General features: G+C 64.4%; 7 protein-coding genes. All 7 read right to left on the bottom strand.

Annotated elements, in window-relative coordinates:
* Positions 1-142: 142 nt before the first annotated feature.
* The gene (locus H0921_RS02125) at positions 143-1,189 is read right to left on the bottom strand and encodes a prenyltransferase/squalene oxidase repeat-containing protein (RefSeq protein WP_194536363.1); all 1,047 of its coding nucleotides are present in this window, start codon (positions 1,187-1,189) and stop codon (positions 143-145) included.
* A 72-nt stretch (positions 1,190-1,261) separates the two neighbouring features.
* A complete protein-coding gene (locus H0921_RS02120; protein ID WP_194536362.1) occupies positions 1,262-4,669 on the bottom strand; it encodes a coiled-coil domain-containing protein in 3,408 nt (1,135 codons plus the stop codon).
* A gap of 482 nt (positions 4,670-5,151) precedes the next feature.
* Entirely contained in the window at positions 5,152-7,344 is a 2,193-nt protein-coding gene (locus H0921_RS02115; RefSeq protein ID WP_194536361.1) for a hypothetical protein, read from the bottom strand.
* 125 nt (positions 7,345-7,469) lie between these two features.
* Complete coding sequence (locus H0921_RS02110; RefSeq protein WP_194536360.1) at positions 7,470-10,067, bottom strand: hypothetical protein; 2,598 nt, start codon at positions 10,065-10,067, stop codon at positions 7,470-7,472.
* Positions 10,068-10,241: 174 nt separating this feature from the next.
* On the bottom strand, positions 10,242-12,455 hold the full coding sequence (locus tag H0921_RS02105) for a BatA domain-containing protein (protein WP_194536359.1): 2,214 nt from the start codon (positions 12,453-12,455) through the stop codon (positions 10,242-10,244).
* 136 nt (positions 12,456-12,591) lie between these two features.
* Positions 12,592-13,251, bottom strand: coding sequence for a hypothetical protein (locus H0921_RS02100; RefSeq protein ID WP_194536358.1), 660 nt, complete (start codon positions 13,249-13,251; stop codon positions 12,592-12,594).
* A gap of 45 nt (positions 13,252-13,296) precedes the next feature.
* The gene (locus tag H0921_RS02095) at positions 13,297-14,193 is read right to left on the bottom strand and encodes a DUF58 domain-containing protein (RefSeq protein WP_228498895.1); all 897 of its coding nucleotides are present in this window, start codon (positions 14,191-14,193) and stop codon (positions 13,297-13,299) included.
* Between the last annotated feature and the right edge of the window lie 111 nt (positions 14,194-14,304).

Raw genomic sequence — 14,304 nt, 5'->3', positions numbered from 1 at the left:
CTTGCCCAGGTTCATGGAGCAGGCGAACCTTCCCGTTGTGGCGTCGGGATCGCTGAGCATGTGGGAACAGGGAAGACCTGCCGTTCGGCGAAGGGGCGAGGGGAGTGGGGCGTGGGGAGCGGTTCCGGTTCCAGGGCGGGGATCACTTTTGGTAGATGGGCAGGTAGTGAGCGGGGATGCTCAGGATGAGGACGGCGATGGAGGTTTGATAGACGGGGCCGTATTGGGGTTCGCGGCGGGGGTCGTACCATTCGCCGGTGGGGCGTTGGTAGCCGGGGGCGAGGAGGAAGTCGCGCATGCGTTTGTAGTAGCGTTCCCAGACTTCGCCGCCGACCTGGTTGAGGGCGTGGGCGGCATAGTAGTGGCCGTACCAGAAGTGGGCGCGGTCATCGCCGACACGTTCGAGGAAGCGGACGCCTTGCTGGATTTCCTCGGCGTCGTATTTGCCGCAGAGTTGCAGGACGCAGATGCCGGCGGCGGTGCGGGCGAAGCCGGCGCCGGCGGAGTAGGGCATGTAGCGGTAGCCGCCCGTGCGGGCATCGCGGCAGCGGTTGATGTATTTGATGGAGTTTTCCAGGACTTTATCGGGGACGTGCAGGCCGATGTCTTTGGCGCCGCGCAGGGCCATGACCTGCATGATGGTCACGGAGATGTCCGCGCCGGTGGGGGAGGGATCGTAGCGCCAGCCGCCTTCGTAGTTTTGGGTTTTGAGGATCAGGTCGATGGCTTTTTTGGTGACTTTGCGGACGTCTTCATCGCCAGTCATACTGACGACCTGGGTCAAAGCCAGAGCGGCGATGCCGTGGCAGTACATGTTGCCGCCGCGAGCATTGATGAGGTAGCCATCCTCGCGGGTTTGAGTGATGAGGTGGCGGACGCCGGCGGAGACGACTTTGCCATGTTCGCCTTGGTTGGGGAGGTGGCCATTGGCCATGAAGGCGAGGAGGGCAAAGCCGGTCATGGCGGTATTGCCCCAGGAGCCGTCGGAGAGCTGGACGCGGGCGAGGAAGCGTAGGGCTTTGTCGATGGCGGCTTGCACTTCGGGGTCGATGGTGACCCGGTCATCGAAGGGGGCGGGCGGGGGCTTGTCGGCCTCCGGCGGTTCCTGGGCGGGTAATGCCATCAGTCCCGCACCCGCGAGGCAGGCGGGGAAGAGAGCGGCGGCCAGGAAGGAAACCCATCGTTTCATGCGTCGCATCCTCAGCACGTTCCCGTGTCAGTAGGAAGGGAAAATGCTCCCCGGCACTCGCCACAGTGACGATCACTTGCCAGCGCCGGCGGGGGCGGGCTTGGCATTTTTGATGTTCATGTTGAAGAGTTTGATCAGTTCACGGAACTCGGCGGGCAGGCGGGCGTCGGCGCCTTGCTGGACCCGTTCCCGTTCCTTACTGCGCAGTTGGATGAAGGAGCCGTCGCCGGTGGCCAAATTGCCGCTGGAACCGGCCTTGTTGAGCTTGTCGTCACCGTTTTGGTCCCCTTCACTAATCGTTTGATTCATGGGCCGTCCGGGGCCTTGCTGCTGGCTGGGGTTGTTAGCCTGCTGCTGACCGGGTTGCTGGCCGGGCTGTTGGCCCATGTTTCCTTGCTGACCGGGTTGCTGGCCGTTGTTGGCCTGCTGTTGGCCGGGTTGCTGACCGGGTTGCTGGCCGTTGTTGGCCTGCTGTTGTCCCGGTTGCTGGCCAGCGTTGGCCTGGGCCTGCTGCTGGGCCGCTTGCAGAGCTTGCAGGGCCTGCTGGAGTTGCTGGGCGGCCTGCTGCTGATTCTGGCCGGCCTGACCCGGCTGACCCTGCTGGAGTTGCTGGGCGGCCTGCTGGAGCTGTTGCTGGGCCTGCTGCAATTGGTTCTGCACGGACATTGGGGTGTTGGCCTGGGCTTGCTGCAAGGCGGCCTGGGCGGCGTTGTTCGCCTGCTGGGACTGCTGGAGCGCCCGTGCCGCATCGAGCAGTTGTTGCTGCCGCTGGGCGAGCTGAGCCGCTCCGGGCTGTTGGCCGGGTTGTTGGCCCATGTTGCCTTGTTGTTGTCCGGGTTGTTGCTGTTGGCCGTTGTTGGCTTGTTGTTGGCCCATGTTGCCTTGTTGTTGTCCGGGTTGTTGCTGTTGGCCGTTGTTGGCTTGTTGTTGGCCCGGTTGTTGGCCCATGTTGCCTTGTTGTTGTCCGGGTTGTTGCTGTTGGCCGTTGTTGGCTTGTTGCTGGCCCGGTTGTTGGCCCATGTTGCCTTGTTGCTGTCCGGGTTGTTGCTGTTGGCCGTTGTTGGCTTGTTGCTGGCCCGGTTGTTGGCCGTTGTTGGCCTGTTGTTGGGCGGCTTTGTTCAGCTCATCGAGGGCTTTCTGCTGATTCTCGATGGCTTTGGGAAGGTCGCCTTGTTCGAGGGCTTGGGCGGCCTTATCGGCGGCTTGGGCAGCTTCGGGAAGCTGCTGTTGCTGGGCGTCGCGGGCCAACTGCTTTTGGAGTTCGGCGAGGTTGGGTTGGCCCTGCTGAGGTTGACCCTGTTGTTGAGGGTTGTTGTTGGCCTGCTGCGGGTTATTGGGTTGGCCCTGCTGGGGTTGGGCTTGTTGCTGGGCGTTGTTGGCCTGTTGTTGAGCCATGTTGGCCTTCTGGGCCTGTTCGGCGGCGCGTTGGGCTTGTTCGATGGCCTGCTGGAGTTGCTGGGCGGCGTTGTTGGGGTCCACGCGTTGGGGTTGGAGGGCGGCCTGGTCGTTGGCTTCTTCGCCGCGCTTCTGGTTGAGTTGTTCCTGGACCTCGCGGGCGGCTTGCTGGAGTTTGTCGGCGGCCTGCTGGGCTTGCTGGGCGGCCTGCTGGGGCTGGTTCTTCTGCAGGTTGTCGCGGGCCTGCTGTTGGTTTTGCTGGGCTTGCTGGACGGCCTCGGCAGCCTTTTGTAGCGGTTGCGGGGCGAGGGGATCGGCCGGCTGCTGGCGCTGGGCCATCTGCTGGAGTTGCTCCTGAGCCTTGCCGGTGGGCGGCTGGAGCTGTTCCTGTTTTTGGGCTAAGTCGCGGTTCTGTTCGGGCTGTTCGGCCTTTTGGGCTTTGTCGGCGATGTCGCGTTCGTTTTTGGCAAGTTCTTCAAGCTGGTTTTTCAACTCTTCCAGACGGGCGATGTCTTCGCGGCGCTGGTCGATGGCCTGGAGTTGGTGTTCGAGGGCTTGCTTGGCACGTTCCAGGGCCTGGAGGGCGCGCTGCTGATCGGGCTGGGCCTGGCGGGCGTCCTGGGCGTCGAGTTTATTCTGGGCCTGTTGCATGGCCTCGGCGGCCTGCTGGAGGGCCTGCTGGAAGGCGGGATTCGGGGGCAAGGGGGTCTGCTGGAGCTGCTGGGCGTTTTGATTCGTTTCCTTTTGCAAAGCTTGGGCGAGAGGCAGGCGGTCGGGGTTTTTTTCCGCGCGTTGGGTGGCGGCGTGGGCGTCCTTCTGCTGCTGGATGAGTTTGTCGAGGCGTTGGGCCGCCTGTTCCACGGCAGCGCGGGGATCGACCTTAGCCCGTTCGGCGGCGGCGATGCGGCGGTCGATCTCTTCCTTGGCCTGCTGGAGTTTGTCGAGGGCTTGCTGTTGGGGCGGCTGGGCCTCATCGAGCTTGCCCTGGCGCAGGGCGTCCTCCGCCTTCCACTGCTGATTTTCGACCGGTTTGAGCATGTCGGCGACTTCGCGGGCCGCATCTTCGGCAGCTTTGCGGGCATCGCGAGCGGCGAATTCGGCCTTGGCCTGCTGATTGGCCAGCTCCTGTCCACGCAGGAGGTTGGGGTCCAGTCCCTGACGGCGAGCCTGTTCGAGCTGTTCGGGGTTGGCCGGTTCGCGGGTCTGCTCCTGGACTTTCTTCTGGGCGTCGATGGCGCGCTGAAGTTTCTCCTGGGCCTGTTTGAGGGCGGCGACAGGGTCCGCCGGTGGAGTGCGCAGGGCGTGGGCCAGGTCCTTGAGTTCCTTGGCATGGCGGCGCTGACGGTCTGTGGCCAGTTCCCATTGCCCCTCGCGGAGCAGGGTGATGGTGCCTTGCAACTCCTGGAGCAGACGGCGGGAACGGACGGCATACTCGGCCTGTTCCAAGCGGTCTTTTTGCTGCGGAGTCAGGTGCGGAATCAGGTTCTCGATCTGCTGGAAGAGGGCGGCGATTTCGGTGCGGAGGTCCTGCTGTTCGTTGGCCAATTCCAAGCGATCATCTCCGAAGCGGCGGATGCCGCGGCGGGGGAGGCGGGCGGCGGTCAGGGTCTCGGCATTGAGGGCCAATTGTTTTTCCGCGGCGGCGTCCAGGCGAGCGGCGGCTTCATCCAGATTGCGAATAATGTCCAGCTTGATGAGCATGCTGCGCAACTGGGAGATGATCTCGCGCTGTTTGGCGTAAGCTTGCTGCTGGGCTTGGGTTTGGGCTTGGGCATTTCCGGCTTGCTGGGCCGCCACTGCCTCTTCCAGGTGCCGCAGGACTTGCTCGATCTGCTCCTGGCTGAGTTCGCGCAAGCCGCGGGCGACCTCTTCGAGCATTTTCCGCTCCAGGGACGGCGAGAGCCGCTGGTAGGTCATGGCATCGAGGGTGGAGCTGGCGCGCCGGGCCACCTCTGCCACGCGGCCCTGGATCCGCTTCTGTTGCTCCCGCTGCTGCACCGGGTCCGGTTCCTGGGCCAATACTAGCGAGGTCAAGCTGCCGAGCATCAGGACACCGGCCCAAACACGGCGGCGTATCGCGCTCATCGTCAGTCTCCTGGAGGGACTCCCCCGTAAGTGTCAAATCCTTCAATGTATCTTATCCCAGTATCTTCGAGAATCCTCTGTTTTGCAACCCAAATGTGAACGAAAAATTCCTACTTGGATTGCTTATTCGGCTTCCAACTCCGGCGTGCCCATTGGCGAAGGCTCCGCGCTTCCATTCGGTTCGCTCTTTGTTCCTTATTTCCTCCCTGGTTTTCGCGTTGCTGCTCGAATCCGCTTCTTCCTCAGCTCCGTTCCCCCGCGGGATGACGGCGGCGGCTCGTGCGGGCGGGGGAGGGCAGTTCTCCTTACACTTCTCCTTACAGTATTGGACGTAGCACGTAGGGGGCGCGTTTGCTCCGCGGGTTCGGATTTTACCTTAAGAAGCCTCATTATGCATTTTGGGTGATAACACAGCGGGGGTGGGGCATCATCCGGGGGTAGGGGTCTCCATCATGGTGGGTTGAAACCAAGGGGTCAGGCAATCACCTTTTCGGTTGAAACACCCGGGTTTGGTCTTCGGCAATTTGCTGGAGTTTTTCGCGGAGGCGTTGGCGTCCTTCATCCCGCAGGCGGAAGGCGATTTCGGCGTCGGCTTCGGTGACGACGAATTTGCGTTTGGCTTCGCGCGGGTAGCCCGCGGGTCGGGGCGGCAAGCGGGAGAGGTCCAGATCGCCTTGGGCCGTGCGGGGCAAGCTCAGGAGGGTCTCGCGGTCCATAGCAGCCAATTGGGGCAGAGGAAAAATTCCCCGGCGGGTTGCGGACCAGGCCAGGGGCGTGAGGCGGTCGTACACCTCCACATACAATTCAACCGTATCGCCGACTTCCAGTTTCGCCCAGGAGCCATCGGGGAGCCGTTTTTGCAGCCCGGCGATCTCGAAGTTTTTACATCCTCCGGCGACCAATCCCGACGGTTCCTCCCAGGGATCGCTGGCAGGCAGGTGGTACAATTCGACTTCGCCGAACTTGCCGGACTTCTCAAACTTGCCCAAGTCGAGGATGAATTCTCCCAATTGCAGCTCTTGGGGGTTGCCGGTGAAGGGGCGCAGGGGCAAGCGTTGGAAGACCAATCCTTGGGGATCATCGCGGGGGTGCTGGATGCGGCGTATCTCTTCGGGGTAAGCGTCGGCGGGGATACCCCGCGGCACCACGCGGTAGGCGATGTTGGCTCGGCCGATGCCAGCGTCGGAGCGCGCCACGTAGATGACCTGGATTCGGCCGTTGGGGGCCAAGGGCATGTCCCATTCGAAGTCCTTGGGGTTGACACCGGGCGCCCAGTCCGCGGAGGCGCGATTCGGATCGCGGGTCGATTCAGGTTTCCATTCGACCACCGGAGGCCGATCTTCCCAGAGGCGGATATTGCGGCGGATGGGCAGGGGATTGGTGAAGCCGTAGTCATCGGTCAGGTCGAGGCGGTAGGCGATGAGGCGCGGCTGAGCCGGCAGGGTCCAGAAGGCGGAGCGGCGGTCCTCGGCGAGCACCAGAGGGGGAAGCGGGACGAGGGGGTGCTCGCGGAGTCCTTCACCGCGGAGGATGGGGACCAGGTAGGCTTGCGCCACCGGCTTGTTGAAGCGGGCGGTGATTCGCAGGCGGGATTGGGGCAGGGCATCGACGATTTCGCCTCGGCTCCAACCGTCGTTGCGGCGGAGGTAGGGGGAACCATCCGGGCGCCGGCCCAGCCAAGCGGGCAGTTCGATCTCGCCGATCAACGGCGGGGAGGAGGGATCGTCCGGGGCCAATTGCGGCGGCGGCTCGAAACGGACCCGGCCCGGCTCCCGCATCCGACCATCCCCCAGGCGTGCCAGGAAGGAGAAATCCTGGGACATCGGCGGCAGGCGGGTCTCAAACTCGGCGCTGCCGTCGTCCAAAGTTCTGGCCCAATGCAACTCGTAAAACTCTTCGGGCTGGCCATCGGGAACCAGGCGTAGCACGCCGACCAGGTCCTCCCGGAAGCGGCCCGTGACGCGCACACGCACCGTGACATCGGCGCCGACCGGCCAGAGTTCCGGCGTGAGGTTCTCCAGGTGGATGCGGCGGGGAATGTCCACAGGCAGCAGGGCCTGGCGCAGCACCAGCACGGCGGCCAAGCTGGGATTGATCGCGACGAACAGCCCCCAGCCCATCAGCACGGGGAGGAGCCAAGCCAGGGCTTTTTGCCAGCGGCTGGTATCCAGCAGGCTGAGGAAGTCGTAGCGCTGGGCCAAGGCTTCCGCCTCCTCGGTGACCTGGGCGATCAAGGCGCGGGACATACCCTGGGTTTTCGCTCCGCGGCGGTTCAGTTGCACCGCGGTGACCAAGCGGTGCTCGAAGGCGGGGAAGGCCTGCTCGGCTTGGAATGCCAGGTCGTCGATCGGGGGTGTCTGCCGCACGGGGCGATAGACCCAGTGGTAAAGCAGCCAGGCGGCGAGGGCCACTTGGCCGGCGGTCAAGGGCAGGCGGACCAGCCAGAAGGGGGTTTCCCCCGTGTCGAGCGGATCGGCAGGCCAGAGCAGCCAGCTCGAATTGCGCCAATCCCGCCAGGTTTGCGAACCGGAGTAACGATCGATGAACCAGTCGATCAGGCATGCCCCCGCGAGCACCGCCAGGAGCACCGCCAGGGTGCGTCCTAGTCCCCAGGCCAGCCGCAGTAACCGTTCCCGCGAGCGCCAGCGGCGTAGTTGTCGCAGAATCGTGTGCATGGTCCCTATCACGCTGCCTTCTCTCTCTTCATCCAGGTTAGGGTCTTGTCTTGTCACTCCGGGTAAGCCAGCGATCCGGCCTCCATCGTCTCAACCAGGACCCCAACGGGGTCGCCCACCTGGGGCTAACTCAATCCCTGGAAGCGGCGCAGGACCCACTCGGCGGTTAACAGGGCGATGATGGCCAGGAGCATCCAGCGGTTCCAGAGGAGCAGTTCCTGACGACGGGAGAGGGGGGCCAGTTGAGTTTGCACGGCATCGGGCAGGGCGGCCAGGTGCTCTTCGCGGTAGAACCCCTCCTCGGCGCCCTCGCGGGAGGCGTAGGCCAGGCGGCGCAGGGCGGCTTCCGCCATAGGTCCAGGAGCCAGTTCGTGGTTTTCCGGGTAGATCACGGTGTAAGGCAAGCTGGCGGGTTGGCCGTTGAGCGGGTCCAGGCGCAGCTCGAAGCGGCCGATCCGGTCGTAGGGCAGGGTAGCCACATATTCCCCTTCGACACCGGGGACTTTGCGGAAGGTGATGCTGCGGCGGGCCTGCGGATCATTCGGGTCGCCATCGTGGTGGATCAGGGTGGCGCTAACCTCCGCGGCGGTGAACGGCTCGTAGCGGTCCGAGTAGATGCGGGCATAAACTTCGCCGGTTTGGCCGAGCACTGGTTGCGTGGCAGCCGGGGTCAGTTGCGTGCGGCGGGTTCCCGCGATCCGTGGAATGCCGGCGGTGTAGACCGCTTGAGTCCAGAAGCGGCCGAAGTATTTGTCCCGCGTGTTGTAGCGCCAGCGCCAGGTGTCGCAGAAGCCGACGTAGAGGACATACCCCTTGCCGTAGTAGTGGCCGACGAGCAAGGGCATGGGTTTATTGTCCGGGGGGGGAGTGCGGTCCGTGGGGTGAACCAGGAAGACTTCCGCCGCGGGTTTGACCCGGCGCACGGGGTAGTACCAGAACATCGGCTTGAGCTGCTGATCATCCTCGCGGGGAGGCTTGCCCAGTTCGCCCCAAAGGGCAGCGTTGCGTTCGGGGTCATCGACGAGGGTCAGCAGCGGGGCGCGGGCAGCGGCGGGCGCCGGCACCGGGACGAAGGGGCGGGGCGCACCGGGGTCTTCCAGCGGGAAGCGGACCGGCTCCAACTCCACCGGTAAAATCTCCGCCAAGGGGTGCCGGGCCTTGGGGTCCGCCGCGCCAGGTTCGGCCCAACCGGCCGGGGCATGCCAGCGCCCCGCGATGTGGATCAACCCCCCGCCTTCCACCACAAACTGCTTGATCAGCTCCGCCTGCTGCCGGGTGAAAAAGTTCCGAGGCACATCGCCGAGAATGAGCAGGTCGAAGTCAAAGAGCAGCGTGCGGAACTCGTCGGCATCAAGGCTGAGGGTGCCGTTGATCTCGCGGGTCAATTCTGGGAGCCACGGCGGACCGGAACGCATGGCTGCCTTATCGCCGTCGATGAGGTAGAAGCGGGCTTGCACTCGCCGGTCGCGCAGCAGCCAGCGCTGCAAGTACTGGAAGTCGTAGCGGGAGCGGTAATCGATCGCCAGGACCTTGAGCTGGCGGTTGACCACCTGGGCCGGGCGGCGCAGCGTGGTGGTCAGCTTGAGCGGCGCAGCGGCATCCCCGGCGCTGAGCGTAATGGTGAGCGTGTACTCCTGCTTGCTGGCGGCGGCATCCTCCTTGGTCGGCACGAAGCGGAGCAAGTCGGCGAAGGTTTTGCCTTTCTGCTGTTCTTCGGGGGTCAAGCGGATGGCCTGACTTTTGCGGGCGACTTCCCGCTCACCGTAGTGCAGCACCAGGTCCACCTGGCCCTCCGGCACGCCGAAGACGGTGTAACGCACCGGAATGGCGGCGATGTCGTCCACGAACAGAGTGTTGGGCACATCGAGGCCGGCGGCGGCCTGGGCTTCAGGACTGACCGCATCGCCGGGGTGGGCCGGCCCGAAAGCCGCTTGCACTTGGCTGACACTGGACACGCCCACGCCGTAGATGTGCAAGGGCACCCGGCGGCGGACGCACTGCCGCGCCAGCTCCTCGAAGTTGCTCCGGCTGGCGTTATCGCGACCGTCGCTGAGGATCACAATGGCTGCGGGCAGGTCCAGCTCATCCCGCTGGAGCAGCTCTAAAGCGGCGTCGGCCAACGCGGTGCCGGTTTCCTCCGCTTGCAGTTCCTTCAGCCACTCCCACTGCGTGGTGCTGCGGGAGTAGCGCTGCCGGCCGAAGGTGTACACTTCCAGGGGTCCCTTCTGAGCCAAGCGAGCGAGTAAGTTGAGTTGGGGATGGGTGAGCACGGCTTGGACCAGTTGCAGGCGGCTGGGGCGATCCGGCAGGCGTGCGCGCAAGCTGGTATCGGGGAAGCCGCTGGGCGGGAACGGCGCGCGGGGATCGGTCAAACCCCATGCCAGGGCCAGCCGCCACTGGTCGTCGCTGTTGGGGCGGGCATCCCGTTGGGCCATGCTTTGGGACACGTCGATGAGCACGGCAATAGGCCGCTGTCGGCTCCGTTCATCCCGGTGGACCCACGCCGGACGCAGCAGCAAAAAGGCCACCAGCAGCACGAGTATGATGCGGAGCGAAGCGAGGAGCAAGCGGGGGAAGACGCCGAGGCGCTCCGATTCCCGCAGATAGAGCCGAATCACCGCCGCCGCCGCCGCCAAACCCAGCAGAATCGCCAGCCACAGGGGAAACCAGCCCCGGCGTTGCATCTCCGCCCACAACGGCACTATCAGCCATAAAGCGTTCATGGATGCCTTCTCGTTCCACTCGCCTCCGGTATTTTCCGCAGAGGATACCCGTCGTTTTCGTTATTGGCCTGTTATCTGTCCCGTTCGTCTGTCTCCTCGTCTCGTTCGGCAAGCCGGAAGTTCGCAAACCAGGAGTTCGTCAAGCTGGGGTTGGGCGAACCGGGAGGAGACTTCTCACCAGGCCCGCCCGCACAGCCACGCCCAAGCCGACTCCGCCACCAACAGCAGCAACAGTCCCACGAGGAAGTATTCCGTCCATTCGCCGCGGATGCGCAGTTGGGTCACAGCCGCTGCCGTATCTGATCCCGCCGGAATGATGGCCGGGGAAAAGCCCAGCCATTGGCTGATCTCCTCCGCACTGGCCAAGACCAGGGACGTGGCTTCCCGCAGGTCCGGATTGACGGCAAAAGTTGCGGTCATCTCCGTCGTGGTATCCGCGGATAGCCCGCGAGGTACGAAGCGGTACACCCCCGCTTGGAAGGTATCATTCCAACTCAGGAAGCGCTGGCCGTTGGCGTCCTTTTGCAGCGGCACAGTGACGCGTTCCGTCTCATGCTGTCCGGGCCGGGGCGGCAGGAGGAGGTCCCACGCTTCCGTTTGGACAGTCGGAGGCAGGACCCAGGTCAAAGTTTCCCCCGCCGTGAGCACGCCGCCCGGTTGTTTGAGACCGGTCAGGTGTTTGATCGTTAGCATGGCCAAGGGAACGTGGAAGGAACCGGGGTCCGCAGAGAAGTTGCACCAGCGCTCGTCCAGGGAGCTGGTGATGAGGAGGACTTCGCCTGCGCCGAGGCGGCGCTGGAGCAGATAGGGGCGGCCGTCGGTGTCACGGATCAATACCCGGCCTGGTCCCGGTTCCTCGACCGCGAGCATGCGGAAGAGGGCGAGGCGTTCCAGAGCTTCGGCGTAACCCGGCTTGCGGAAGTCCGCCAGGAAGGAATCCGCGGCCACGGACGGAGCGGACAAACGATACGGCTTCTTCTCCGACGTAAGGTGGTATCCCTTGAGCGGCAGAGGGAGCAGGTCCCGGCCTGACGGTCCCAGCACCTCGGTGTACTGCTTCGGGTCGACATGGTCCCCCGCCGCGATGATCAAGCCCCCGCCGCGCTGGACGAAACGGGCCAATTCGTCCAGAAATTCCGGACTCAGGCCGCGCACCGGGTTCTCCGGCGAGCGCAGCGGGGCATTGAGCAGATAGACCGCATCCTTGCCGTCCAGGTGGCGCGGCCCGGCCTCAACCGCCCCCACCGATTCCGTCTCGATGAAGTAATCCGGGTTGCCCGTGGGATTGAGAGCGGTCCGCACGAAGTGGTCCCCCGCTTGCAGGGGATCGTCGGGATTGGGCGTGCCATCCACCAGGAGCACGCGGACCTTGTCCCGCACGAGCAGGGTCGTCAGATGGAGGTTGTCGCCGGGTAGGTCATCGCCTTGGATCCGGGCTTGGATCAGGCGCACCCCGGCTTCTTCCAGCCCGCCGGTCAGCGTCACCGGGTAAGTCTGGCCGGGTTCGATCTGATCGAGTTGCACGGCGTCTTTTTCCACGGACCGGTCGTCGATCTCCAGGGCGACACGCAGGCCGCGCACCGGCACCTGGCCGCTGTTGCGCAGCAGGAGCGTAAAGGGGACGCGGGTACGCGTGTGAGGAATCGTCCCGACCCATTGCACGCTTTCGACGGTAACATTGGCGGGGCGCCGCTGAGGATGGGCACAATGGACCACCACGACGGAGCCGAGCTGCCGGAGTTCTTCCATTTTGCTGCGCAAGGCTTCCGCCTGCCGTTCCCAGCCGAGGCGTTGCAAGTCCGTGAAGATGTAGAACTCCTTGGCTGCCGCCGTGCCGCTTTGAGCCGCCTCCAGAGCCGCTTCCAGGCCGGGGAGAAGATCGGTGCTTAAAGCCGTCGGTTCTAATCCTTGCAAAAGCTGACGGGCTTGATCCCAGTTGTACCGCTGTTGCGGGCCAACCCACCAGGCCCGATCGGCGAACGTCACCACCTGGATGGAGGAAAGCGGCGGCAACGTGTCCAGCACGGCTTGAGCCGCTTCCTTGGCTCGGTCCAAGCGGCGGACTTCGCCATCCATCGCCCCCATGCTGTAGGAGACATCGACGAGGAAGACGGCGTCCACGGCCTGGCCCCGGCTGCTCATCGACGAGCCGCTCCAACCGGGCCGAGCCAGCGCCAGGGCCAGCAGCACAATAGCCAGGCAGCGCAGGAGCAACAGCAGCCATTCCTGGAAGCGCAGGCGGCGGCTGGTCTGCTCGATCGCTTGGCGCAGAAAGTGCATCGGCGCCCAGGGCAGCGGCTTGTAGCGCGCCCGGTAGAACAGGTGCAGCACAATCGGAATGCTGATTGCGGCGGCGCCCGCCAGCATCATCGGAGCAGCAAATTGCATCGCGGCGTCAACTCCCCTTTTCCTGTCTGACTCGATTCTACGCCTGTCCCCTCGCTTCCTGGAAAGACCCGCGCTCCGAGGGAGCAGCCAATCGGCATCTCATCCCCGGATCGAGCAGTTCGGGCGAACATGGGTTTCACTCCCGCAGCAGGGTCAACACGTGGTCGGCCTCCTCCCATCGCAGCGGCAGCGGCTCGGACTGCGGCAGCAGGACGACGCGAACCCGGTTCCGTCCTTCAAAGGCATACAGGCCGTGGAGGCGGGGCGTGGGGCCTTGCAGGCCGCGGGTATCCAGGAGTTCCAAGGACAGCCGCTTCGGTTCCGCCGTGGCGTCCAATTCCAGGCGGTACGCCCGCACTCCCTCTTGCCCCTCGTATTCCCAGCGCTGGCCGGCCACCCGGATGGCATTGGGCGTGGCCCGTTCCTCGATGGCGATCCGCCAGCGTCCTTGCCAGCGGTCGAGGTCATGGCGGGGGAAGTAGTGCCACAGCGCGCCGGTGTAAGTCGCAGCAGCGAGAATACCGGCGAAGACAGCCCCCAGCAGCAGGGCCAGGCGCCCGCCGCGCCACCGCCGCCCTCCCCGATTCGCCCTCGCTTTTGGGGCAGTCGCTTCGCCGGCCCCTGTTCCTCGTGGGGCGGGGGTGGGTTCCGTGGGCATCCCTCCTCTCTCCGCCGCCTCGCTCATCGGCTTGACTCCGTGGGGCGGGCGGCCATCCTCCGGCGGTCTTTCTCCAGGCGGTGCTCCTTCTCCAGGCTGTGGTTTGTTCTCCATGCGCTGGCCCCGTCCGTTCCGCATCTCCTTCCGTCTCCCGACTCCCGCGGCTCGCTTTTCCTCCTGCTGTCACTTTTTCAAGCGCCGGACCAGGTACTCCGCCAAAGCATTGCCCAGGGAACGATGGGTGAACATCTGCACGTAATCGACCCCGCTGCCGTCACATCCTTTGCGAATGTCCTGCAAATACTGCTGCACGATTCGCAGGTAAGCCGGGCGGATCAAATGCGGGCGGGTGAGCAACTCCTCCGTTCCTTCCAGGGCGATGAAGCGGAGGTTGCCGTAGAGGGGAAACTCCACTTCATCGTGGTGCAGAATGTGGAAGAGGATCACCTCATGCCCGCGGAAGCGGAGATGGCGCAAGCCGGAGAGGATCGGTTCGAGCGACTCTTCCAGGCAATCGGAGATGAGGATGACGATGCCGCGGCGGCTGACTTGATCGGCCAGGCGGTCCAACAGCGGCCCGATGCTGGTGCCCTCCCGCGGCTGAATCTCCTCCAACGTTCGCGTGATGCTGTTGAGGTGTCCAAACTGGCTGCTCGGCGGCAGCTCCGCTTCTACCTCCGTGTTGAACACACGCAGACTGACCGAGTCCCGCTGCCGCAGAATCAAGTAGCTTAGGGAGGCGGCCAACAGCTTGGCGTACTCCAACTTGTTGGTCAGTCCGAAACCGTAGCGCATCGAGTTGGAAGCGTCCAACAGCAGATGAGCGATGAAGTTCGTCTCCTGTTCGTACTGCTTGATGGTGTAGCGGTCGCTGCGGGCGTAGCTTTTCCAGTCGATGTGGCGGATGTCGTCGCCGGGGACGTATTCCCGGTGCTGGACGAATTCGACGGAGAAGCCCTTGTACGGGCTTTTGTGGTCGCCGACGCGGAGGCCTTCGACGATCCGCCGCGCTTTCAAGCCCAGGGCTTCCGCACGGGCGAGAATATCCGCTTGCAAATAGCTTTGGCTAATCATGGGCATCCGAGTGGGGAAAAACTCACGAGGGACATCGGGGTGCAGGGAAACTCACGGGTTACTGAAGTCTGAGGTCTGGGGGACGCGGGGCAACGGATGGCGTCGTGCCAGCGAGGC

It is taken from the genome of Thermogemmata fonticola, assembly GCF_013694095.1.
Classification (GTDB): Bacteria; Planctomycetota; Planctomycetia; order Gemmatales; family Gemmataceae; genus Thermogemmata; species Thermogemmata fonticola.
Note: the sequence above shows the minus strand (reverse complement) of the source record. Positions and strands in the feature narration are given on the sequence as shown.

What these genes read in the sequence shown, in the direction of transcription:
- H0921_RS02110 (WP_194536360.1), bottom strand. Translation starts at nt 10,067, where the DNA reads ATGAACGCTTTATGGCTGATAGTGCCGTTGTGGGCGGAGATGCAACGC.
- H0921_RS02120 (WP_194536362.1), bottom strand. Translation starts at nt 4,669, where the DNA reads ATGAGCGCGATACGCCGCCGTGTTTGGGCCGGTGTCCTGATGCTCGGC.
- H0921_RS02105 (WP_194536359.1), bottom strand. Translation starts at nt 12,455, where the DNA reads ATGCAATTTGCTGCTCCGATGATGCTGGCGGGCGCCGCCGCAATCAGC.
- H0921_RS02125 (WP_194536363.1), bottom strand. Translation starts at nt 1,189, where the DNA reads ATGAAACGATGGGTTTCCTTCCTGGCCGCCGCTCTCTTCCCCGCCTGC.
- H0921_RS02095 (WP_228498895.1), bottom strand. Translation starts at nt 14,193, where the DNA reads ATGCCCATGATTAGCCAAAGCTATTTGCAAGCGGATATTCTCGCCCGT.
- H0921_RS02100 (WP_194536358.1), bottom strand. Translation starts at nt 13,251, where the DNA reads ATGCGGAACGGACGGGGCCAGCGCATGGAGAACAAACCACAGCCTGGA.
- H0921_RS02115 (WP_194536361.1), bottom strand. Translation starts at nt 7,344, where the DNA reads ATGCACACGATTCTGCGACAACTACGCCGCTGGCGCTCGCGGGAACGG.